This is a genomic window from Streptomyces violaceorubidus, from assembly GCF_000717995.1.
Lineage (GTDB): Bacteria > Actinomycetota > Actinomycetes > Streptomycetales > Streptomycetaceae > Streptomyces > Streptomyces violaceorubidus.
In genome coordinates this window covers 142,049-165,410 of the sequence record NZ_JODM01000001.1, presented here as the reverse complement: position 1 = coordinate 165,410, position 23,362 = coordinate 142,049, and the positions used below count along the sequence as shown (strand labels likewise).

The 23,362-nt window shown below is 70.3% G+C and carries 18 protein-coding genes; 3 read left to right on the top strand and 15 right to left on the bottom strand.

Features of this window, described 5'->3' with window-relative positions; genetic code table 11:
• The first annotated feature begins 36 nt into the window (after positions 1-36).
• Together IE94_RS0100815 and IE94_RS0100810 are read left to right on the top strand one after the other, a co-directional pair.
• Complete coding sequence (locus IE94_RS0100815; protein ID WP_078606387.1) at positions 37-831, top strand: ABC transporter ATP-binding protein; 795 nt, start codon at positions 37-39, stop codon at positions 829-831.
• Positions 828-3,626 (top strand): fumarate reductase/succinate dehydrogenase flavoprotein subunit, encoded by a 2,799-nt coding sequence (locus tag IE94_RS0100810; RefSeq protein WP_030145382.1) that lies wholly within the window; start codon positions 828-830, stop codon positions 3,624-3,626. Before IE94_RS0100815 ends, IE94_RS0100810 begins: the two co-directional genes overlap by 4 nt.
• Before the next feature lie 63 nt (positions 3,627-3,689).
• Here the strand turns inward: IE94_RS0100810 and recQ are convergent, their stop codons facing one another.
• The gene (gene recQ, locus IE94_RS0100805) at positions 3,690-5,732 is read right to left on the bottom strand and encodes a DNA helicase RecQ (RefSeq protein ID WP_030145381.1); all 2,043 of its coding nucleotides are present in this window, start codon (positions 5,730-5,732) and stop codon (positions 3,690-3,692) included.
• A gap of 232 nt (positions 5,733-5,964) precedes the next feature.
• On the opposite strand from recQ, the gene IE94_RS0100800 reads away from it, so the two are divergent.
• Positions 5,965-6,564: a Uma2 family endonuclease gene (locus tag IE94_RS0100800; RefSeq protein WP_030145380.1), complete on the top strand. Its 600-nt coding sequence runs from the start codon at positions 5,965-5,967 to the stop codon at positions 6,562-6,564.
• Positions 6,565-6,640: 76 nt separating this feature from the next.
• On the opposite strand, the gene nuoN is transcribed toward IE94_RS0100800, so the two are convergent.
• Genes nuoN through IE94_RS0100730 form a run of 14 tightly spaced genes read right to left on the bottom strand, consistent with a single transcriptional unit; the run spans position 6,641 to position 22,773 of the window.
• Positions 6,641-8,299, bottom strand: a complete 1,659-nt coding sequence (gene nuoN, locus IE94_RS0100795) for an NADH-quinone oxidoreductase subunit NuoN (RefSeq protein WP_030145379.1) — start codon at positions 8,297-8,299, stop codon at positions 6,641-6,643.
• Positions 8,296-9,867: an NADH-quinone oxidoreductase subunit M gene (locus IE94_RS0100790; protein ID WP_030145378.1), complete on the bottom strand. Its 1,572-nt coding sequence runs from the start codon at positions 9,865-9,867 to the stop codon at positions 8,296-8,298. The genes nuoN and IE94_RS0100790 overlap by 4 nt, the downstream gene beginning before the upstream one ends.
• 5 nt (positions 9,868-9,872) lie before the next feature.
• The gene (gene nuoL, locus IE94_RS0100785) at positions 9,873-11,837 is read right to left on the bottom strand and encodes an NADH-quinone oxidoreductase subunit L (RefSeq protein WP_030145377.1); all 1,965 of its coding nucleotides are present in this window, start codon (positions 11,835-11,837) and stop codon (positions 9,873-9,875) included.
• A gap of 14 nt (positions 11,838-11,851) precedes the next feature.
• Positions 11,852-12,151 (bottom strand): NADH-quinone oxidoreductase subunit NuoK, encoded by a 300-nt coding sequence (gene nuoK, locus IE94_RS0100780; protein WP_006133113.1) that lies wholly within the window; start codon positions 12,149-12,151, stop codon positions 11,852-11,854.
• Positions 12,148-12,990: an NADH-quinone oxidoreductase subunit J gene (locus tag IE94_RS0100775; RefSeq protein ID WP_030145376.1), complete on the bottom strand. Its 843-nt coding sequence runs from the start codon at positions 12,988-12,990 to the stop codon at positions 12,148-12,150. The genes nuoK and IE94_RS0100775 overlap by 4 nt, the downstream gene beginning before the upstream one ends.
• Entirely contained in the window at positions 12,987-13,664 is a 678-nt protein-coding gene (gene nuoI / locus IE94_RS0100770) for an NADH-quinone oxidoreductase subunit NuoI (protein WP_051777147.1), read from the bottom strand. Before nuoI ends, IE94_RS0100775 begins: the two co-directional genes overlap by 4 nt.
• The gene (gene nuoH / locus IE94_RS0100765) at positions 13,657-15,036 is read right to left on the bottom strand and encodes an NADH-quinone oxidoreductase subunit NuoH (protein WP_030145374.1); all 1,380 of its coding nucleotides are present in this window, start codon (positions 15,034-15,036) and stop codon (positions 13,657-13,659) included. Before nuoH ends, nuoI begins: the two co-directional genes overlap by 8 nt.
• Complete coding sequence (locus IE94_RS0100760; protein ID WP_030145373.1) at positions 15,033-17,564, bottom strand: NADH-quinone oxidoreductase subunit G; 2,532 nt, start codon at positions 17,562-17,564, stop codon at positions 15,033-15,035. Before IE94_RS0100760 ends, nuoH begins: the two co-directional genes overlap by 4 nt.
• Complete coding sequence (gene nuoF, locus IE94_RS0100755) at positions 17,561-18,910, bottom strand: NADH-quinone oxidoreductase subunit NuoF (protein WP_171987339.1); 1,350 nt, start codon at positions 18,908-18,910, stop codon at positions 17,561-17,563. Before nuoF ends, IE94_RS0100760 begins: the two co-directional genes overlap by 4 nt.
• On the bottom strand, positions 18,907-19,779 hold the full coding sequence (gene nuoE, locus IE94_RS0100750) for an NADH-quinone oxidoreductase subunit NuoE (RefSeq protein ID WP_030145371.1): 873 nt from the start codon (positions 19,777-19,779) through the stop codon (positions 18,907-18,909). The genes nuoF and nuoE overlap by 4 nt, the downstream gene beginning before the upstream one ends.
• Positions 19,776-21,098, bottom strand: a complete 1,323-nt coding sequence (locus IE94_RS0100745; RefSeq protein WP_030145370.1) for an NADH-quinone oxidoreductase subunit D — start codon at positions 21,096-21,098, stop codon at positions 19,776-19,778. The genes nuoE and IE94_RS0100745 overlap by 4 nt, the downstream gene beginning before the upstream one ends.
• A complete protein-coding gene (locus IE94_RS0100740) occupies positions 21,095-21,850 on the bottom strand; it encodes an NADH-quinone oxidoreductase subunit C (protein WP_030145369.1) in 756 nt (251 codons plus the stop codon). The genes IE94_RS0100745 and IE94_RS0100740 overlap by 4 nt, the downstream gene beginning before the upstream one ends.
• Positions 21,847-22,401 carry a NuoB/complex I 20 kDa subunit family protein gene (locus IE94_RS0100735; protein WP_005313804.1) on the bottom strand — a complete coding sequence of 185 codons (555 nt, stop codon included), beginning with the start codon at positions 22,399-22,401 and terminating at the stop codon, positions 21,847-21,849. The genes IE94_RS0100740 and IE94_RS0100735 overlap by 4 nt, the downstream gene beginning before the upstream one ends.
• A 12-nt stretch (positions 22,402-22,413) precedes the next feature.
• The gene (locus IE94_RS0100730; protein WP_003974383.1) at positions 22,414-22,773 is read right to left on the bottom strand and encodes an NADH-quinone oxidoreductase subunit A; all 360 of its coding nucleotides are present in this window, start codon (positions 22,771-22,773) and stop codon (positions 22,414-22,416) included.
• Positions 22,774-23,362 lie beyond the last annotated feature (589 nt).

The window sequence follows — 23,362 nt, the reverse complement described above, 5'->3', positions numbered from 1 at the left end:
ACCGGGACCGGGACCGGAGCCGAGGTCGGCGGTGGGATGGGCATCGGGATCGCCGCCGCAGACGGGGCCCGACCGCCGACCGGGGTCGGAACGTCCCCCCGCGGCACCCGGCTCACCCTGCGCGGCGCCACCCTCGGCCACCCGGACGCCGCCGCGGTGAGCGGAGTGGACGTCGACGTCTCCCCCGGCGAGATCCTCACCGTGGTGGGGCCCTCGGGCTGCGGCAAGTCGACGCTGCTGCGCACGCTGGCCGGTCTGCTGCCGCCGCTGGCCGGAACGGCGGAGCAGGACGGGCACCCCGTCGACGGCCCCGGCGCGGACCGGGCGCTGGTCTTCCAGGAGGACGCCCTCCTGCCCTGGCGCACCCTGCGCGCCAACGTCGAACTCCCCCTCGCCATCCAGGGCCTGCCCCGCACCGAACGCCGGGCACAGGTGACGGCCTGGCTGGAGCGGGTCGGCCTCGCCGCACAGGCCGGGCAGTTGCCACACCGTGTCTCCGGGGGGCAGCGCCAGCGCGCCCAGTTGGCCCGTGCGCTGGCCGGGCGTCCCCGCGCCGTCCTGATGGACGAACCCTTCGGCGCCCTCGACGCCCAGACCCGTGCCGGCATGCAGGACCTGCTGGTGGAGGTACTGCGGGGCACGGGAGCCACGGTCGTCTTCGTCACCCACGACGTGGACGAGGCCCTGTTCCTCGGAGACCGCGTTGCCCTGCTCGGCGCCGGCCGACTGACCGCCGTACGCGAGGTGCCCCGGCCCCGGGACCGCACCGCGCACAACGCCCCCGCCCGCCTGGCGCTGCGGCGCGACGTCCTGACATCCCTCGGCACATGAAAGGCCACCTGGTGGAGATCCCCGCCCTCACCGACGCCGAAGAACTCTCCTGCGACGTCCTCGTCATCGGCGGCGGCACCGCCGGCACCATGGCCGCGCTGACCGCCGCCGAGCACGGTGCGGACGTGCTGCTGCTGGAGAAGGCCCACGTCCGCCACTCCGGCGCGCTCGCCATGGGCATGGACGGGGTCAACAACGCCGTCGTCCCCGGCCGCGCCGAACCCAACGACTACGTCGCGGAGATCACCCGCGCCAACGACGGCATCGTCGACCAGTCCACCGTCCGCCAGACCGCCACCCGCGGCTTCGCCATGGTCCAGCGGCTGGAGTCGTACGGGGTGAAGTTCGAGAAGGACGAGCACGGCGACTACGCCGTCCGCCAGGTGCACCGGTCCGGCTCCTACGTGCTGCCGATGCCGGAGGGTAAGGACGTCAAGAAGGTCCTGTACCGGCAGCTGCGGCGGCGCGAGATGCGCGAGCGGATCCGCATCGAGAACCGTGTGATGCCGGTGCGAGTCCTGACGGCGGAGGGCCGGGCGGTCGGTGCGGCGGGCTTCAACACCCGCACGGGGCGCTTCGTGACCGTCCGCGCCGGTGCCGTGATCCTCGCGACCGGCGCCGCGGGCCGGCTCGGCCTGCCCGCCTCCGGCTACCTCTACGGCACCTACGAGAACCCCACCAACGCCGGTGACGGCTACGCCATGGCCTACCACGCGGGCGCCGAACTGACCGGCATCGAGTGCTTCCAGATCAACCCGCTGATCAAGGACTACAACGGCCCGGCGTGCGCCTACGTCGCCAATCCCTTCGGCGGTTACCAGGTCAACCGTCACGGTGAGCGCTTCGTCGACTCCGACTACTGGTCGGGGCAGATGATGGCCGAGTTCGCCGCGGAGGTCGCCAGCGACCGCGGCCCGGTCTACCTGAAGCTCAGCCACCTCCCGGAGGAGTCGGTCTCTGCTCTGGAGTCCATCCTGCACTCCACCGAGCGGCCGACACGCGGCACCTTCCACGCCGGCCGCGGGCACGACTACCGCACCCACGACGTCGAGATGCACATCTCCGAGATCGGCCTGTGCGGCGGCCACTCCGCCTCGGGCGTCCGGGTCGACGACCACGCCCGCACCACCGTGCCCCGCCTCTACGCGGCCGGTGACCTGGCCTGCGTGCCGCACAACTACATGATCGGCGCGTTCGTCTTCGGCGACCTGGCGGGCGCGGACGCCGCCCGGTACACCGCCTACGCGGGCGAACTGCCGCCCGAGCAGCTGCGCGAGGCGCACGAACTGGTCTACCGCCCGCTGCGCAACCCCGACGGCCCGCCGCAGCCGCAGGTCGAGTACAAGCTGCGGCGCTTCGTCAACGACTACGTGGCGCCGCCGAAATCCGGCGCCCGGCTGTCGCTCGCCCTGGAGTCCTTCGAGCGGATGCGCACGGACATCGCCGCGATGGGCGCCCGCACCCCGCACGAGCTGATGCGCTGCACCGAGGTCACCTTCATCCGCGACTGCGCGGAGATGGCCGCCCGGGCCTCCCTGGCCCGCACGGAATCCCGCTGGGGCCTCTACCACGAGCGCGTCGACACCCCCGAGCGCGACGACGCGTCCTGGTTCCACCACCTCGATCTGCACAAGTCCCCCTCCGGTGCGATGGAGTTCACGGTGCGTCCCGTGGCTCCCTATCTGGTTCCGATCGACGAGTTCACTCCGGTCGGCGGCCCCTCCCGGCACCTCGGCGAGGTGCACCCGGAGCAGGTGGCGACGGCCGGGGCCCGCGACGCCGCGCCCTTCGCCACCGGGGGCCGCACCACGGACACCACGGACGCCACGGACACCGCGGACGCCACGGACACCGCCATGACCGCCGGCACCGCCGGCACCGCCGTCACCGCGGCCGCCGAGCCGGGCGCCGCCGGATCCCCCAGGCTGCTGGAACTGCTCGCCCTGGCCGAGAGCGAGCCCGAACTCTCCGCCCTCCGCCCCTACCTGGCCGATCCCGAACCGGGCGTCCGGCGCACGGCGGTCACCGTGCTCACCGAGACCGTCCCGGCCGGTACCGGTGCGGCACTCGCCGCCGCCCTGTCCGATCCCGACGGCGAGGTGCGCTCCGCCGCGGCCGCCTCCCTGCGTGAACTGGCCGAGACGCTGACGCCCGAACCCGCCCTGGGCGAACCCCTCGCCGAGGCACTGGCCCAGCACGACCCCGTCGTCCGCGCCACCGCCCTCGACCTGCTGCGCATCCTGCGTCTGGGCAGCGCCGGCACCTTCGCCACCGCCCTCCGCGACCCCGACGTCCCGGTGCGCATCGAGGGGGTGCGCGGGCTGGTCTCGCTGGACGCCGCGAAGTCGCTCTCCCCGGCCGCCGACGATCCCTCTCGTGAGGTGCGGGTCGCGGTCGCCAAGGCACTGGGGACGCTGCGGGCGGAGCCCCGCACCGGCGGTGCCCTCGACCGGCTCACCGAGGACCCCGACGCCCTGGTCCGCGGCGCCGCCCTCGCGGCCCTCGCGGACACGGGCTGCCCCGGCCCGCTGGCCGACCGTGCGGTCACCGCGCTGTCCGACCCCACCTGGCAGGTGCGGGCGGGCGCGGCCACCGCGCTGTCCGCCGCCGGTTCCGACCGCGCGGTCCCCGTCCTCGCCAGGGCCCTGGCCGACCGGAACGCCGACGTCCGCAAGGCGGCCGTCCTCGCCCTGACCCGGCACACGGCCGTCACCGAGGACGCCCGGACGGCGCTCGCGACCGTCACCGGTGACACGGACGCCGACGTCAGGGCGTACGCGAGCCGGGCGTTGTGACACCGCGGAAGGTCACCGGGGTCTGAGGTCGGAGGTCCGGCCCGGCCCGGCCCCGGCGAGTGCCTATATCCAGTCGTCGGGCTCGGGCTCGGGCTCCGGCTCGTGCTCGGGCCAGTCCTCCGCGCCGGAGTTCGAACCGGAATGCGAACCGGGACCGGTGCCCTGGCCGGCCGACGGTGCCGGTGCGGGCGCGGCCACCGGGGCGGAGCCCGGCCCCTCCATCCCGGCCAGCACCTCGACCACGCCTTCCCCGTACGTCGCCAGCTTCTTCTCACCGACCCCGCTGATGCCCCCGAGCTGCGCCACCGAGGTGGGCCAGACGGTGGCGATCTCCCGGAGGGTCGCGTCGTGGAAGATGACGTATGCCGGGACGCCCTGCTCACGGGCCTGTTCCGCACGCCAGGCGCGCAGCGCCTCGAAGGCGGGAACCAGCTCCGCGGGCAGCTCGGCCGCGGCGGCCTTCGCCTTGCGCTCACCGCGTCCGCCGGTCGACTTGGCCGCGGCGGGCTTCTTGGGCTCCTTGCGCAGCGGCACCTCCCGCTCCCGCCGCAGGACCTCGCCGCTGGTCTCGGTCAGCACCAGCGTGCCGTACTCCCCCTCGACCGCGAGCAGGCCCTGGGCCAGCAGCTGCCGGGCGACGCCCCGCCACTCGCCCTCGGTCAGCTCCTCGCCGATGCCGAACACGGAGAGCTGATCGTGGTCGAACTGGATCACCTTGGCCGTGCGCTTGCCCAGCAGGATGTCGATGATCTGTCCGGCGCCGAACTTCTGCCCGCGCTCCCGCTTCAGCCGCACCACCGTCGACAGCACCTTCTGCGCCGCCACCGTGCCGTCCCAGGTCACGGGCGGAGTCAGGCAGGTGTCGCAGTTGCCGCAGCCGGCCCGGTCCGGGTCCTGGCCGAAGTAGGCGAGGAGCTGGCCGCGGCGGCACCGGGCGGTCTCGCACAGGGCGAGCATGGAGTCCAGGTGGGACTGGGCCCGGCGGCGGAACGCCTCGTCGCCCTCGCCCAGCTGGATCAGCTTGCGCTGCTGTATGACGTCGTTCAGGCCGTAGGCCATCCAAGCCGTGGAGGGCAGGCCGTCCCGACCCGCGCGGCCGGTCTCCTGGTAGTAGCCCTCGACCGACTTGGGCAGGTCCAGGTGGGCGACGAACCGCACGTCCGGCTTGTCGATGCCCATGCCGAAGGCGATGGTCGCCACGACCACCAGGCCCTCCTCGCGCAGGAACCTCGACTGATGCGCCGCGCGGGTGCCCGCGTCCAGGCCCGCGTGATAGGGCACCGCCTCGACGCCGTTGCGCGACAGGAACTCGGCGGTCTTCTCCACCGAGTTGCGCGAGAGGCAGTACACGATGCCCGCGTCCCCGGGGTGCTCCTCGCGCAGGAAGCTCAGGAGCTGCTTCTTGGGGTCGGACTTCGGCACGATGCGGTACTGGATGTTGGGCCGGTCGAAGCTGGCGACGAAGTGCCGCGCCGCCGGCATGCCCAGCCGCTCGGTGATCTCGCGATGGGTGGCGTCGGTGGCCGTCGCCGTGAGGGCGAGGCGGGGCACGTCCGGCCAGCGCTCGCCCAGCAGCGACAGGGAGAGGTAGTCGGGCCGGAAGTCGTGGCCCCACTGGGAGACGCAGTGCGCCTCGTCGATGGCGAAGAGGGAGATCTTGCCGCGGGAGAGGAGGTGAAGGGTGCTGGCCAGGCGCAGCCGCTCGGGCGCCAGGTAGAGCAGGTCCAGCTCGCCGGCGAGGAACTCGGCCTCCACCACACGCCGCTCGTCGAAGTCCTGCGTGGAGTTCATGAACCCGGCCCGCACGCCGAGCGCCCGCAGCGCGTCGACCTGGTCCTGCATCAGCGCGATCAGCGGCGAGACCACTATGCCGGTGCCGGGCCTGACCAGGGAGGGAATCTGGTAGCACAGTGACTTTCCGCCACCGGTCGGCATGAGCACGACCGCGTCGCCACCGGCGATCACGTGCTCGACGACCGCCTCCTGCTCGCCGCGGAAGGCGTCGTACCCGAAGACCCGGTGCAGGGTGGCCAGCGCCTCGCTGTCCCGGTCCCTCACCTGCGCCGTTGTCTCTGCCATCTCGCCGATCACGCCCGTCCCGCCCATCGTCTGGTCCCCCGTACGTACTGCCTCGCCCGTCTGGTCTGTCTGGTCCGTCCTGCCCCGACCACTGCCTCCACGATAGGGGTCCGCGCCGACAGCCCCGAAGTTATCCACAGGCTGTCCGACGCGGCCCGCGTCAAGGACACGACGATCGTTCACACGTTCGCGGGAGACCCGCCCGTTTCCGGCGGATAGTCTGATTGCACCCGCGAGACTCCGTCCCATGGGAGCACTGATGAGCGTCGCACCGAAGGCGTCCACGCCCGCCTGGCCGACCCCGCCGGAGGGCGGCTGGACCGCAGACGACCTTGACCGGCTTCCGAACCTGCCTCCGCACACGGAGCTGATCGACGGGAGCCTCGTCTTCGTGAGTCCGCAGACTCTTTTCCACTCACGCGCTGTGAGCTTCTTCGAATGGCAGCTCCAGTCCCTCGCGCCGGCAGAGTTCGAGGTCATCCGCGAGTTCACCATCGACATCGACCGTCAGAACCGGCCCGAGCCGGACGTGATCGTCGTGCGGGGCGACGTGGTGGACGACCCGGAGCAGACCCGCTACCCCGCCGAGGCCGTCACCCTGGCCATCGAAGTCGTCTCCGCGGAGTCCGTCTCCCGCGACCGCGAGACCAAGCCCCTGAAGTACGCCCGGGCGGGCATCGCCCACTACTGGCGGGTGGAGAACGAGAAGGGCCTCGCCGTCGTCCACGCCTTCGAGCTGGAGCCCACCACCCGTGCCTACACCAGCGTCGGCATCTTCCGCGAACGCATGAAGGTGAGCGCGCCCTTCCCGACGGACCTGGATCTGACCGCCATCAAAGCGCGCCGCGGCGGCGAGTAGCCCCGACACAGACGGCTGTGGTCCGGCACCCCTGAGAAGAGGGCCGGACCACAGCCGTGCAGCCGCACGCGCGGCGTCAGCGCACGAACACCCCCGCCTGACCTGCCAGGTCCAGGAAGTACTGCGGCGCCACGCCGAGCACCACGGTGACGGCCACGCCGACACCGATCGCCGTCATCGTCAGCGGGGACGGCACGGCGACGGTCGGGCCCTCCGGGCGCGGCTCGCTGAAGAACATGAGCACGATCACCCGGATGTAGAAGAACGCCGCGATCGCCGACGAGATCACACCGACCACGACCAGCGGGGCCGCGCCCCCCTCGGCCGCCGCCTTGAACACGGCGAACTTCCCCGAGAACCCGGAGGTCAGCGGGATGCCGGCGAAGGCCAGTAGGAACACCGCGAAGACGGCCGCCACCAGCGGCGACCTGCGGCCCAGCCCGGCCCACTTCGACAGGTGCGTCGCCTCGCCGCCCGCGTCGCGCACCAGCGTGACGACCGCGAAGGCGCCGATCGTGACGAAGGAGTACGCGGCCAGGTAGAAGAGGACGGACGAGATGCCCTCCGGCGTGGTCGCGATGACACCGGCGAGGATGAAGCCCGCGTGCGCGATCGACGAGTACGCCAGCAGCCGCTTGATGTCGGTCTGCGTGATCGCGACGATCGCGCCGGCCAGCATCGTGACGATCGCCACGCCCCACATCACCGGCCGCCAGTCCCAGCGCAGGCCGGGCAGGACGACGTAGAGGATGCGGAGCAGGGCGCCGAAGGCCGCCACCTTGGTCGCCGCCGCCATGAAGCCGGTCACGGGCGTCGGCGCACCCTGGTACACGTCCGGCGTCCACATGTGGAACGGCACGGCGCCCACCTTGAACAGCAGGCCCATGACGATCAGCGCGGAGCCGACGAGCAGCAGCGCGTCGTTGCCCATGGTGTCGGCGAGCGCCGGGGTGACGTTCTGGACGGTGCCGTCGACGACCTGGGCGATCGTGCCGTAGGACATGGACCCCGCGTAGCCGTAGAGCAGGGCGATGCCGAACAGGGTGAACGCGGAGGCGAAGGCGCCGAGCAGGAAGTACTTGACCGCCGCCTCCTGCGACATGAGCCGCTTGCGGCGGGCCAGCGCGCACAGCAGGTACAGCGGGAGGGAGAAGACCTCCAGGGCGACGAAGAGCGTCAGCAGGTCGTTGGCCGCCGGGAAGACCAGCATGCCGACGACGGCGAAGAGCAGGAGCGGGAACACCTCGGTGGTGGTGAAGCCCGCCTTGACCGCCTTCTGCTCGCTCTCGCTGCCCGGTACGGCGGCCGCCTGCGCGGCGAAGGAGTCGACGCGGTTGCCGTGCGCCTCCGGGTCGAGACGCCGCTCGGCGAAGGTGAACAGGCCGACCAGGCTCGTCAGCAGAATGGTGCCCTGCAGGAAAAGGGCCGGTCCGTCGACGGCGACGGCACCCATCGCCGTGATGCCGGCCTTGGTCGTGCCGTACCCGCGCGCGGCGAGCGCGACGACCGCGGCGAACGCCGCGACCAGGGCGACGGCGGACACGAACATCTGGGCGTGGTAACGGGACCTGCGCGGCACGAAGGCCTCGACCAGGATACCGATGATCGCCGCACCGATGACGATGAGGACGGGCGACAGCTGCCCGTACTCGATCTTCGGCGCGTCGATCTTGGCGATCGGGTCGGCCGCCGTCGTCGCCGTTGTCCACAGGCTGTGGACGGCTGTTGCGCTCACTTGGCCGCCTCCACCTCAGGCTGAGGGTCCGTTTGGTGTACGTCGGACAGGGTCTGCTCCACCGCCGGGTTGACGATGTCCGTCACGGGCTTCGGGAAGACGCCCAGGAAGATCAGCAGCGCCACCAGCGGTGCCACCACCACCAGCTCGCGCACCCGCAGGTCGGGCATCCCGTTCACCTCGGCCTTCACCGGGCCCGTCATCGTCCGCTGGTAGAGGACGAGCGTGTAGAGCGCGGCGAGGACGATGCCGAGGGTGGCGATGATGCCGATCACCGGATAGCGGGTGAACGTGCCGACCAGGACCAGGAACTCACTGACGAAGGGAGCCAGCCCCGGCAGCGACAGGGTCGCCAGGCCGCCGATCAGGAAGGTGCCGGCCAGGATCGGGGCGACCTTCTGCACGCCGCCGAAGTCGGCGATGAGCCGCGAGCCCCGCCGCGAGATCAGGAACCCGGCGATCAGCATCAGCACCGCGGTCGAGATGCCGTGGTTGACCATGTACAGCGTGGCGCCGGACTGGCCCTGGCTGGTCATCGCGAAGATGCCCATGATGATGAAGCCGAAGTGCGAGATCGACGCGTAGGCGATCAGCCGCTTGATGTCGCGCTGGCCGACCGCGAGCAACGCGCCGTAGATGATGCTGATGACCGCCAGGACCAGGATGACCGGCGTCGCCCACTTGCTGGCCTCCGGGAAGAGCTGGAGGCAGAAGCGGAGCATCGCGAAGGTGCCGACCTTGTCGACGACCGCCGTGATGAGCACGGCGACCGGCGCGGTCGACTCCCCCATGGCGTTAGGCAGCCAGGTGTGCAGCGGGAACAGCGGGGCCTTCACCGCGAAGGCGAAGAAGAAGCCGAGGAACAGCCAGCGCTCGGTGTCGGTCGCCATGTCCAGCGAGCCGTTGGCCCGCGCCTCGGCGATCTCCGTGAGCGAGAAGTTCCCGGCGACCACGTAGAGGCCGATCACCGCGGCCAGCATGATCAGTCCGCCGGCCAGGTTGTAGAGCAGGAACTTCACGGCGGCGTACGACCGCTGGGTCGCCGCCGTCTTCTCACCGTGCTCGTGGGCCCGGTCGCCGAAGCCGCCGATCAGGAAGTACAGCGGGATCAGCATGGCTTCGAAGAAGATGTAGAAGAGGAAGACGTCGGTGGCCTCGAACGAGATGATCACCATCGCCTCGACGGCCAGGATCAGGGCGAAGAAGCCCTGCGTCGGCCGCCACCGGCTGCTGCCGGTCTCCAGCGGGTCGGCGTCGTGCCACCCCGCCAGGATGATGAACGGGATCAGCAGGGCGGTCAGCGCGATCAGCGCCACCGCGATTCCGTCCACGCCCAGTTCGTACCGGACGCCGAAGTCCGCGATCCAGGAGTGGGACTCGGTGAGCTGGTAGCGGTCGCCGTCGGGGTCGAAGCGGATCAGCACCGTGATCGCCAGCGCCAGCGTGGCCAGCGAGACGAGCAGCGCCAGCCACTTGGCCGCGGTGCGTCGCGCGGCCGGCACGGCTGCCGTGGCGATCGCCCCGACGGCCGGGAGGGCCGCCGTGACTGTCAGCAGGGGAAAGGACATCGGTATCAGACCGCCCTCATCAGCAGGGTCGCGGCGACGAGGAGCGCCGCACCGCCGAACATCGAGACCGCGTACGAGCGCGCGAAGCCGTTCTGCAGCTTGCGCATCCGCCCGGACAGGCCGCCGACCGAGGCCGCCGTGCCGTTGACGACTCCGTCGACCAGGGTGTGATCGACGTAAACCAGGGAGCGCGTGAGGTGCTCGCCGCCGCGGACGAGGACGACGTGGTTGAAGTCGTCCTGGAGCAGGTCACGGCGCGCCGCCCGGGTGAGCAGCGAGCCGCGCGGGGCGACGGCCGGGACCGGACGGCGACCGTACTGCGCCCAGGCGAGGGCGACGCCGATGACCATGCAGGCCACCGTCGCCCCGGTGACCGCCCCGGCGCTGATCGGCGAGTCGCCGTGGCTGTGCCCGGTGATGGGCTCCAGCCAGTGCAGGAAGCGGTCGCCGATGCTGAAGAAGGCACCGCCCGCGACCGATCCGACGGCCAGCACGATCATCGGGATCGTCATGAGCCCCGGCGACTCGTGCGGGTGCGGCGGCTCGTACGCGCCACGTGTCTCGGCGGCGGGCTCCACGTCGGGCTGGGCCGGCGACGGCGTCGGGGCGTTGCGCCAGCGCTCCTCGCCGAAGAACGTCATCAGCATCACGCGCGTCATGTAGTACGCGGTGATGGCCGCGCCCAGCAGGGCGCAGGCGCCGAGGATCCAGCCCTCGGTGCCGCCCTTGGCGAACGCCGCCTCGATGATCTTGTCCTTGGAGAAGAAGCCGGACAGGCCCGGGAAGCCGATGATGGCGAGGTAGCCGAGGCCGAAGGTGACGAAGGTGACCGGCATGTACGTGCGCAGTCCCCCGTAGCGGCGCATGTCGACCTCGTCGTTCATGCCGTGCATGACGGAGCCGGCGCCGAGGAACAGCCCGGCCTTGAAGAAGCCGTGCGTCACCAGGTGCATGATCGCGAAGACGTAGCCGATGGGGCCGAGGCCCGCGGCCAGCACCATGTAGCCGATCTGCGACATGGTCGAACCGGCCAGCGCCTTCTTGATGTCGTCCTTGGCACAACCGACGATCGCACCGAAGAGCAGCGTGACCGCGCCCACGACGGTGACCACCAGTTGCGCGTCGGGCGCGCCGTTGAAAATGGCGCCGGAGCGGACGATCAGGTACACGCCCGCCGTCACCATGGTCGCGGCGTGGATGAGGGCCGAGACCGGGGTCGGGCCCTCCATCGCGTCCCCGAGCCAGGACTGCAGCGGCACCTGCGCGGACTTGCCGCAGGCGGCGAGCAGCAGCATCAGGGCGATCGCGGTGAGCTTGCCCTCGTCCGCCCCGGCCGCGAGTCCGGCCTCCCCGTGGCCGCCGAGCACCGGCCCGAAGGCGAAGGTGCCGAACCACAGGAACATCAGCATGATGCCGATGGACAGGCCCATGTCGCCGACGCGGTTGACCAGGAAGGCCTTCTTCGCGGCGGTGGCGGCGCTGGGCTTGTGCTGCCAGAAGCCGATGAGCAGGTAGGAGGCGAGACCGACGCCCTCCCAGCCGACGTACAGCAGCAGGTAGTTGTCGGCGAGGACGAGGATCAGCATCGCCGCGAGGAACAGGTTCAGATAGCCGAAGAAGCGGCGGCGGCGCTCGTCGTGCTCCATGTACGCGACGGAGTACAGGTGGATGAGCGAGCCGACACCGGTGATCAGCAGGACGAACGTCATCGACAGCTGGTCGAGCCGGAAGGCGACGTCGGCCTGGAATCCCTCCACCGGGATCCAGCTGTACAGGTGCTGCGTCAGGGTGCGCTCCTCGGCGCCGTTGCCGAGCAGGTCGGCGAAGAGGACCACGCCGATCACGAAGGACACGGCGGCCAGCAGGGTGCCGATCCAGTGGCCGACGCGGTCCAGCCTGCGTCCGCCGCACAGCAGGACGACCGCTCCGAGCAGGGGCGCCGCCACCAGCAGCGCAATCAGGTTCTCCACGTTTCAGCAGCCCCTCACAGCTTCATCAGGCTGGCGTCGTCGACCGAGGCCGAGTGGCGGGAACGGAACAGGGACACGATGATCGCGAGCCCGACCACGACCTCCGCGGCGGCGACGACCATCGTGAAGAAGGCGATGATCTGGCCGTCGAGGTTGCCGTGCAGGCGGGAGAAGGCGACGAACGCGAGGTTGCAGGCGTTGAGCATCAGCTCGACGCACATGAAGACCACGATCGCGTTGCGCCGGATCAGCACGCCGGTGGCGCCGATCGTGAACAACAGGGCCGCGAGGTAGAGGTAGTTGACGGGATTCACTTCGACGCCTCCTCGGACCGCCCGGAGCCCGCCGGGCCGACGGCCTTGCGTTCCAGCCGCTCCTCGGCCCGCTGCTCCAGCGCCTTCAGGTCGCCCAGCGCCTCCATCGACACGTCGCGGATCTGGCCCCGCTCGCGCAGCGTCTTGCTGACGGTCAGCTCGGAGGGGGTGCCGTCGGGCAGCAGACCCGCGATGTCCACCGCGTTGTGCCGGGCGTACACGCCGGGGGCCGGTAGCGGCGGCAGGTACTTGCCGTCGCGCACGCGCTGCTCGGACAGCTCGCGCTGGGTCCGGGCGCGCTCGGTGCGCTCGCGGTGGGTGAGCACCATGGCGCCGACGGCGGCCGTGATGAGCAGGGCGCCGGTGATCTCGAAGGCGAAGACGTACTTGGTGAAGATGAGGGACGCGATGCCCTCCACGTTGCCGTTCGCGTTGGCCTGGGCGAGGCCGGTGAACTCGGTGACGGAGGCGTTGCCGATGCCGGCGATCAGCAGGATGCCGAAGCCGAGCCCGGACACCAGGGCCAGCCGGCGCTGCCCCTCGATGGTCTCCTTCAGCGAGTCCGCCGCGGTGACGCCGACGAGCATCACCACGAACAGGAACAGCATCATGATGGCGCCGGTGTAGACGACGATCTGCACGATGCCGAGGAAGTAGGCGCCGTTGGCGAGGTAGAACACCGCCAGGACGATCATGGTCCCGGCGAGGCACAGCGCGCTGTGCACGGCCTTCTTCATGAAGACGGTGCACAGGGCGCCGATCACCGCGACCGTGCCGAGGATCCAGAACTGGACGGCCTCTCCGGTGGAGGTCGAGTACGCGGCGAGCTGCGTGTTCATCGGCGGATCACCTCCTCCGACGCCGGCTCCGTCCCGCCGAAGGTCGAGTCGCCCTCCTGGACGACCTCCCCCTTGGAGTGGGCGACCTGCTGCACCGTGCCCGGCGCGGCCTCGGTTACCAGGCCCCGGTAGTAGTCCTGCTCGTCGGTGCCGGGGTAGATGGCGTGCGGCGAGTCGACCATGCCCTCCTCCAGACCGGCGAGCAGCTGCTCCTTGGTGAAGATGAGGTTGGCGCGGCTGGAGTCGGCCAGCTCGAACTCGTTGGTCATCGTCAGCGCGCGCGTGGGGCAGGCCTCGATGCACAGGCCGCACAGGATGCAGCGGGCGTAGTTGATCTGGTAGACGCGGCCGTACCGCTCGCCCGGCGAGTAGCGCTCCTCGTCGGTGTTGTCCGCGCCCTCCACGTAGATGGCATCGGCGGGACAGGCCCAGGCGCACAACTCGCAGCCGACGCACTTCTCCAGGCCGTCCGGATGGCGGTTGAGCTGGTGCCGTCCGTGGAAGCGCGGAGCGGTGGTCTTCTTCTGCTCCGGGTACTGCTCGGTCAGCCGCTTCTTGAACATGGCCTTGAAGGTCACGCCGAAGCCGGCCACCGGGTTCATGAAACCGGGTTCGGTCCCCTTGGGATCCACCTGTTCCGGGTCTTCCCTGTGCTCCTTGTGTTCCTCAGCCATCGGACGCCTCCTTTCCATCCGTAGGTCCGACCGCAGGTCCGTCACTGTGAGTATCGGGCCCACCACTGACAATCAGCTCCCGCTCCCGGCGGGGACGGCGCCTGGGCACCGGCGGCACCTGCTGTCCGGGCATCGGCGGGACGGGGAATCCGCCGGCCATCGGGTCGAAGGCGGCCTCCGCCTCGGCGGGCTGTTCGGCGGCCTTGCCGCCCTTGTCGCGGTACATGTCGACGAGGAAGGACAACAGCAGCAGGACCAGGACGCCGCCGCCGATGTAGAGGGCGATGTCGCTGAAGCCGTAGTTCTCGTTCCTGAGAGCCCGCACGGTCGCGACCAGCATCAGCCAGACCAGCGAGACCGGGATGAGGACCTTCCAGCCGAGCTTCATCAACTGGTCGTAGCGGACCCGGGGCAGGGTGCCGCGCAGCCAGATGAAGAAGAACAGCAGCAGCTGGACCTTGACCACGAACCAGAGCAGCGGCCACCAGCCGTGGTTGGCGCCCTCCCAGAAGGTGCTGATCGGCCAGGGGGCCCGCCAGCCGCCGAGGAACAGCGTGGTGGCGACCGCCGAGACCGTCACCATGTTCACGTACTCCGCGAGCATGAACATCGCGAACTTGATCGACGAGTACTCGGTGTTGAAGCCGCCCACCAGGTCGCCCTCGGACTCGGGCATGTCGAAGGGGGCGCGGTTGGTCTCGCCGACCATCGTGACGATGTAGAGGATGAAGGAGACCGGCAGCAGCACGATGTACCAGCGGTCGTCCTGCTGGGCGACGATCTCCGAGGTCGACATCGAACCGGAGTAGAGGAACACCGAGGCGAACGCGGCGCCCATCGCGATCTCGTAGGAGATCATCTGCGCGCAGGAGCGCAGTCCGCCGAGCAGCGGGTACGTCGACCCGGAGCTCCAGCCGGCGAGCACGATGCCGTAGATGCCGACCGAGGCGACCGCCAGGATGAACAGCATCGCGATCGGCAGGTCGGTGAGCTGCATGGCGGTGCGGTGGCCGAAGATCGAGACCTCGTTGCCCGCCGGTCCGAAGGGGATCACCGCGATCGCCATGAAGGCCGGGATGGCCGCCACGATCGGCGCGAGGATGTAGACCGCCTTGTCGGCGCGCTTGACGACGACGTCTTCCTTGAGCATCAGCTTGATGCCGTCGGCGAGCGACTGGAGCATGCCCCAGGGGCCGTGCCGGTTCGGGCCGATGCGCAGCTGCATCCAGGCGACGACCTTGCGCTCCCACACGATGGAGAACAGCACGGTCACCATCAGGAAGGCGAAGCAGAACACCGCCTTGACGACGACCAGCCACCAGGGGTCGGTGCCGAACATCGAGAGGTCTTCAGCGGCGAGGTACGGGCTCATGCCTCCACCTCCTTGGGGGCGACGCCCGCGGGCGTCGCCGGACCGATGCGGACGAGGGTTCCGGGCAGTACCCCGGCGTCGGAGGCGACGCCGGTGCCGGCCGAGTTCAGCGGGAGCCAGACCACCCGGTCGGGCATGTCGGTGACCTGGAGCGGGAAGGCGACGGCTCCGGCCGGTCCGGTGACGGCGAGGAGCTCGCCGTCCTTGACGCCCGCCTCGGCGGCCGTGGCGGCCGACACGCGCGCGCGTGCGGCGTGCCGGGTGCCGGCCAGGGCCTCGTCGCCCTGCTGCAGCAGCCCTTGGTCGAGCAGCAGCCGGTGCCCGGCCAGCACGGCCTCTCCGGCGGCCGGCCGCGGCAGCGCGCCCGCGGTCTGGAGCGGCTCCCCGCCTCGCGGCCCGTCCCAGGCGCCGAGCCGGTCGATCTCCGCGCGCGTGGTGCGCAGATCGGGCAGTCCCAGGTGTACGTCCATGGCGTCGGCCAGCATCTGAAGGACGCGGGCGTCGGTGGGGGCGAGCCGGCGGGTCATCTGGTCGGGCTTGAGCGCGGCCTCGAAGAAGCGCACCCTGCCCTCCCAGTTGAGGAAGGTGCCCGGCTTCTCGGCGACCGCGGCGACGGGCAGGACCACGTCGGCGCGTTCGGTGACCTCACTGGGCCGCAGCTCCAGCGACACCACGAACCCGGCCTCGTCGAGTGCCGCACGCGCGCGCGTGGGGTCGGGCAGGTCGGCGACCTCCACGCCCGCCACGAGCAGCGCCTGGAGTTCGCCCCGGGCCGCTGCCTCGACGATCTCGCCGGTGTCGCGGCCGTAGCGGTGCGGAAGGTCGGCCAGGCCCCACAGGGCGGCGACCTCCTCACGCGCGCGCGGGTCGGTCGCCGGACGGCCGCCGGGCAGCAGCGAGGGCAGCGCGCCCGCCTCGATGGCGCCGCGCTCACCGGCCCGGCGCGGGATCCACACCAGCCGGGCGCCGGTCGCCGCCGAGGTCCGTACGGCGGAGGTGAGGCCTCCGGCCACGGACGCCAGCCGTTCACCGACGACGATCACGGCGCCCTCGGCGCGCAGGGCCTCGGCCGCCTGGGCGCCGCCCTCCTCCAGGCCGACGCCGCTCGCGAGGGCGTCCAGCCACTCGGTCTCGGTGCCGGGAGCGGCGGGGAGCAGGGTGCCGCCCGCCTTCTCCAGGCCCCGCGTGGCGTGCGTGGCCAGCGAGAAGACCTTCTGCCCGTGCCTCCGCCATGCCTTGCGCAGCCTGAGGAAGACGCCGGGCGCCTCCTCCTCGGCCTCGAAGCCGACCAGCAGGACCGCGGGCGCCTTCTCCAGCGACGTGTACGTGACGCCGGTGCCTCCCCCAGACTCCGTCCGGGAGGTGACCCCAAGGTCGCGGCCCCGTCCGGCGACGTGGGCGGCCAGGAAGTCGGCCTCCTCGGCGCTGTGCACGCGCGCGCGGAAGTCGATGTCGTTGGTGTCGAGCGCCACGCGCGCGAACTTGCTGTACGCGTAGGCGTCCTCGACGGTGAGCCGCCCGCCGGTCAGCACGCCGGTGCGGCCCCTGGAGGCGAGCAGTCCCTGTGCGGCGATCTGCAGCGCCTCCGGCCAGGAGGCCGGCTCCAGCTCCCCCTCCGCGTTGCGCACCAGGGGGGTGGTGAGCCGGTCCCGCTGCTGGGCGTAACGGAAGCCGAAGCGGCCCTTGTCGCAGATCCACTCCTCGTTGACCTCGGGCTCGTTGGCCGCCAGGCGCCGCATGACCTTGCCGCGCCGGTGATCGGTGCGGGTCGCGCAGCCGCCGGAGCAGTGCTCGCACACCGACGGCGAGGAGATCAGGTCGAAGGGCCGGGAGCGGAACCGGTAGGCCGCCGAGGTGAGCGCCCCGACCGGGCAGATCTGGATGGTGTTCCCGGAGAAGTACGACTCGAAGGGGTCGCCCTCACCCGTGCCGACCTGCTGGAGCGCGCCCCGCTCGATCAGCTCGATCATCGGGTCGCCCGCGACCTGGTTGGAGAACCGGGTGCAGCGGGCGCACAGCACGCAACGCTCGCGGTCGAGCAGGACCTGCGTGGAGATCGGCACGGGCTTCTCGTAGGTCCGCTTCTTGCCCTCGAAGCGGGAGTCGGCCTGGCCGTGCGACATGGCCTGGTTCTGCAGGGGGCACTCGCCGCCCTTGTCGCAGACCGGGCAGTCCAGCGGGTGGTTGATGAGCAGCAGCTCCATCACACCGTGCTGGGCCTTCTCGGCGACGGGCGAGGTGAGCTGCGTCTTCACCACCATCCCGTCGGTGCAGGTGATGGTGCAGGACGCCATGGGTTTGCGCTGGCCCTCCACCTCGACGATGCACTGGCGGCAGGCGCCGGCCGGGTCGAGGAGGGGGTGGTCGCAGAACCGGGGGATCTCGATGCCGAGCTGCTCGGCGGCCCGGATGACCAGGGTGCCCTTGGGCACACTGATCTCGGCGCCGTCGATCGTCAGCGATACGAGGTCCTCCGGCGGGACCGCCGCCTCTCCCCCTCCCGAGGGAGCATTGGTGGTCACTGTCATGCCTTCACCTCCGTGCGGTCGGCCCAGGCCGTGGACTTGGCCGGGTCGAAGGGGCAGCCGCGGCCCGTGATGTGCTCCTCGTACTCCTCGCGGAAGTACTTGAGCGAGGAGAAGATCGGCGAGGCGGCACCGTCGCCGAGGGCGCAGAAGGACTTGCCGTTGATGTTGTCGGCGATGTCGTTCAGCTTGTCGAGGTCGGACATCTGTCCCTTGCCGGCCTCGATGTCGCGCAGCAACTGGACGAGCCAGTACGTGCCTTCGCGGCAGGGTGTGCACTTGCCGCAGGACTCGTGGGCGTAGAACTCGGTCCAGCGGGTGACGGCGCGCACGACGCAGGTCGTCTCGTCGAAGCACTGGAGCGCCTTGGTGCCGAGCATGGAACCGGCGGCGCCCACTCCTTCGTAGTCGAGGGGGACGTCGAGGTGCTCGTCGGTGAACATCGGGGTCGAGGAACCGCCGGGTGTCCAGAACTTGAGGCGGTGGCCGGGGCGCATGCCGCCGCTCATGTCGAGGAGCTGGCGCAGCGTGATGCCGAGCGGGGCCTCGTACTGGCCGGGGCCCGCGACGTGGCCGCTGAGCGAGTAGAGCGTGAAGCCCGGGGACTTCTCGCTGCCCATCGACCTGAACCAGTCCTTGCCCTTGTTCAGGATCGCGGGAACTGACGCGATCGATTCGACGTTATTCACCACAGTCGGGCAGGCATAGAGGCCGGCCACAGCAGGGAAGGGGGGACGGAGCCGCGGTTGACCCCGGCGGCCTTCGAGCGAGTCGAGCAGTGCGGTCTCCTCACCGCAGATGTACGCGCCCGCGCCCGCGTGCACGGTGAGGGTGAGATCGAGTCCGCTGCCCAGGATGTTCTCGCCGAGGAAGCCGGCCGCGTAGGCCTCGCGCACGGCCTCGTGCAACCGCCGCAGCACTGGGACGACTTCACCACGCAGATAGATGAAGGCATGCGAAGACCTGATGGCGTAACACGCGATGACGATGCCCTCGATGAGGCTGTGCGGGTTCGCGAAGAGGAGCGGGATGTCCTTGCAGGTCCCCGGCTCCGACTCGTCGGCGTTGACAACTAGATAGTGAGGCTTGCCGTCCCCCTGAGGAATGAACTGCCACTTCATCCCCGTCGGGAACCCGGCACCGCCGCGTCCACGCAGACCGGACTCCTTGACGTACGCGATCAGGTCGTCCGGCGCCATCGCCAGCGCCTTGCGGAGCCCCTCGTACCCCTCGTGCCTCCGGTAGACGTCGAGAGTCCACGACTCGTCCTCGTCCCAGAAGGCCGACAGCACGGGTGCGAGCAGCTTCTCCGGGCTGCTGCCCCTGATCTCGGCTGCCACGGTCATCACTCCCCCTCCTCGGCGGTAGGCCCTGCCGGGTTGGAAGGGTCGGATGCCGATGTGTCCTGCGGCGCGTCGTGCGAGCTCAGGTGTTCCGTCGGGGACGGGTCGTGCACGGCCCGGTCCTGCGGCGCGTCGTGCGGCCCGCCGTCCCGCGGGTGCACCACGCGCGCGGCGGGCGCCTCGCCCTTCGCCAGCTTCAGGCCGGCCAGGGAGGCGGGACCCGCGCTGCCGCCGGCCGCGACGGCGCCGTCCCGCTCGTCGGGGAAGCCCGCCAGGATCCGGGCGGTCTCCTTGAAGGTGCACAGCGGCGCACCGCGCGTGGGCGTCACCGGCCGTCCCGCGCGCAGGTCGTCGACGAGGGCCTTGACGCTCGCCGGGGTCTGGTTGTCGAAGAACTCCCAGTTGACCATCACGACGGGTGCGAAGTCGCAGGCCGCGTTGCACTCGATGTGCTCCAGGGTGACCTTGCCGTCCTCGGTGGTCTCGCCGTTGCCGACGCCGAGGTGGTCCTGGAGGGACTCGAAGATGGCGTCGCCGCCCATGACCGCGCACAGCGTGTTGGTGCACACGCCGACCTGGTAGTCGCCGCTCGGCCTGCGCCGGTACATGGTGTAGAAGGTGGCGACCGCGGTGACCTCGGCGGTGGTGAGGTCCAGCATGTCCGCGCAGAACTGCATTCCGGTGCGCGTGACGTGTCCCTCCTGCGACTGCACGAGGTGCAGCAGCGGCAGGAGGGCGGACCGGGAGTCCGGGTAGCGGGCGATGATCTCGCGCGCGTCGGTCTCCAGCCGGGCCCGGACGTCGTCCGGGTAGGCGGGCGCGGGCAGTTCCGGCATGCCCAGGCTGACGCCCCGCTCCGAAGAAGAGGTGGTCACCGGTCGACGCCTCCCATCACGGGGTCGATGGACGCCACGGCGACGATGACGTCGGCGACCTGGCCGCCCTCGCACATCGCCGCCATGGCCTGCAGGTTGGTGAAGGACGGGTCGCGGAAGTGGACCCGGAAGGGCCGGGTGCCGCCGTCGGAGACGACGTGCACCCCGAGCTCGCCCTTGGGTGACTCGACCGCCGTGTACGCCTGCCCCGGCGGCACCCGGAAGCCCTCGGTGACCAGCTTGAAGTGGTGGATCAGGGCCTCCATGGAGGTGCCCATGATCTTCTTGATGTGGTCGAGGGAGTTGCCCAGGCCGTCCGGGCCCAGGGCGAGCTGGGCGGGCCAGGCGATCTTCTTGTCGGCGACCATGACCGGGCCCGGCTGGAGCCGGTCCAGGCACTGCTCGACGATCCTGAGCGACTGGCGCATCTCCTCCAGCCGGATCAGGAAGCGGCCGTAGGAGTCGCAGGTGTCGGCGGTCGGGACGTCGAAGTCGTACGTCTCGTAGCCGCAGTACGGCTGGGTCTTGCGCAGGTCGTGCGGGAGGCCGGTGGACCTGAGGACCGGGCCGGTGGCACCGAGCGCCATGCAGCCGGCCAGGTCGAGGTAGCCGACGTCCTGCATGCGGGCCTTGAAGATGGGGTTCCCGGTGGCGAGCTTGTCGTACTCCGGGAGGTTCTTGTTCATCTTCTTCACGAACTCGCGGATCTGGTCCACCGCGCCCGGCGGCAGGTCCTGGGCGAGTCCGCCCGGGCGGATGTACGCGTGGTTCATCCTGAGGCCGGTGATCAGCTCGTAGATGTCGAGAATCAGTTCACGATCGCGGAAGCCGTAGATCATGATCGTGGTGGCGCCCAGCTCCATGCCGCCGGTGGCGATGGCCACCAGGTGCGAGGAGAGCCGGTTCAGCTCCATGAGCAGGACCCGGATGATCGTGGCCCGGTCCGGGATCTGGTCCTCGATGCCGAGGAGCTTCTCGACGCCCAGGCAGTACGCCGCCTCGTTGAAGAAGGGCGTCAGGTAGTCCATGCGCGTCACGAACGTGGTGCCCTGCGTCCAGGTCCGGTACTCGAGGTTCTTCTCGATGCCGGTGTGCAGGTAGCCGATGCCGCAGCGGGCCTCGGTGACCGTCTCGCCGTCGATCTCCAGGATGAGGCGGAGGACACCGTGCGTGGACGGGTGCTGGGGGCCCATGTTGACGACGATGCGCTCGTCGTCGGCGCGGGCCGCGGACTGGACGACCTCGTCCCAGTCGCCGCCGGTGACCGTGTAGACGGTGCCTTCGGTCGTCTCCCTGGGGGAGGCGTGGGAAGTGCTCACGAGTACGACCTCCGCTGGTCCGGAGCCGGGATCTGGGCGCCCTTGTACTCGACGGGGATGCCGCCGAGGGGGTAGTCCTTGCGCTGCGGAAAGCCCTGCCAGTCGTCCGGCATCATGATCCGCGTCAGGGCCGGGTGACCGTCGAAGACGATGCCGAAGAAGTCGTAGGTCTCGCGCTCGTGCCAGTCGTTCGTCGGGTAGACGGAGAACAGCGAGGGGATGTGCGGGTCGCTGTCGGGCGCGCTGACTTCGAGCCGGATCAGCCGGTTGTGGGTGATCGAGCGCAGGTGGTAGACGGCGTGCAGTTCGCGGCCCTTGTCGTGCGGGTAGTGGACGCCGCTGACGCCGGTGCACAGTTCGAAGCGCAGGGCGGGGTCGTCGCGCAGGGTGCGGGCGACCCGGACCAGGTGCTCGCGCTCGATGTGGAAGGTCACCTCGCCCCGGTCGACGACCGTCTTCTCGATGGCGTTGCCGGGCAGGAGCCCCTGCTCCTCCAACGCGCCCTCGAGTTCGTCGGCGACCTCGTCGAACCAGCCGCCGTAGGGCCTGCTCGCCGGTCCGGGGAGCCGGACGGAGCGGACCAGGCCGCCGTAGCCGGAGGTGTCGCCGCCGTTGTTGGCGCCGAACATGCCGCGCTGGACGCGGATCTCCTCGCCGCCCTGACCCCGCTGGCCGGGGAGGTTCTCCGCGGACAGGTCCTTCTCCGGGTTCACACCGTTCGCGTCACCCGCGGTGTTGTTCGCGTCGCTCACCGCAGCAGCCCCTTCATCTCGATCGTGGGCAGGGCCTTGAGCGCCGCTTCCTCCGCCTCGCGGGCCGCCTCCTCGGCGTTCACACCGAGCTTGGAGCCCTGGATCTTCTGGTGGAGCTTGAGAATGGCGTCCATCAGCATCTCGGGCCGCGGCGGGCAGCCGGGGAGGTAGATGTCGACCGGGACGATGTGGTCGACGCCCTGGACGATGGCGTAGTTGTTGAACATGCCGCCCGAGGAGGCGCAGACCCCCATGGAGATGACCCACTTCGGGTTCGGCATCTGGTCGTAGACCTGCCGCAGCACCGGCGCCATCTTCTGGCTGACCCGGCCCGCGACGATCATCAGGTCCGCCTGCCGCGGCGAGCCGCGGAAGACCTCCATGCCGAAGCGCGCCAGGTCGTAGCGGCCGGCGCCGGTGGTCATCATCTCGATGGCACAGCAGGCGAGGCCGAACGTGGCCGGGAAGACGGACGACTTGCGCACCCAGCCCGCGGCCTGCTCGACGGTGGTCAGCAGGAAGCCGCTCGGCAGTTTTTCCTCGAGTCCCATGTCAAAGGCCCCTCAGTCCCATTCCAGGCCGCCGCGCCGCCATACGTACGCGTACGCGACGAAGACGGTGAGCACGAAGAGCAGCATCTCCACGAGCCCGAAAATCCCCAGGGCGTCGAAGGTGACGGCCCAGGGGTAGAGGAAGACGATCTCGATATCGAAGATGATGAAGAGCATCGCCGTCAGGTAGTACTTGATGGGGAAGCGCCCGCCGCCGGCCGGCGTGGGGGTCGGCTCGATGCCGCACTCGTAGGCCTCGAGCTTCGCCCGGTTGTACCGCTTCGGACCGATCAGCGTGGCCATCACCACGGAGAAGATCGCAAAGCCTGCCCCGAGGGCTCCCAGTACGAGGATGGGCGCATACGCGTTCACCGCTCCTCGCTCCTCTCAGTCGGCACTGACTGCTGGCGGTTGCACTGGACTCACCCGCCCCAACAGCCCCACGAGCCCCGCCCGTCCCGACGAAGATCGCGAACATGTGAAGCAGGTCACAAGCCCAACTGCCTCGCATCCTATGCCCGACTCTCTGTGATCTGCGACACGGGGTATTGCACAAGCTTTGTGATCTCCACCACCTGACGAACGATCATGAAGTCGGATGAGCAGTGATCTTCACACAAGAAGCGTTCACCTGATCACCAGAGGTGACATTTTCGCTCGTCGTCGCTGGCCAGAGGGTCCGAGTGGGGCGCGTCTCAATATCAAGAGGCTTCCCTTGCATGCAAATTGGCGCTGGACGCACACCCTTGATAGAGGAGCCATTCACACGTGAGGGGGATGGCCGGGGGCCGGTGTGGACACGTGCACGCGTTCACGAGCGGCGGTGGACGCCGTCGGACGACCGCCGTACCGGCCGCCGGGGCGGGAGGGGCCGCCGCGCACGCGACGGACGCGTGCGCCGGGGTAACCGTTCCGTGACCTGCGCCACATTCATGAGAGGCGTCTGAGAACCGGGCTTGGC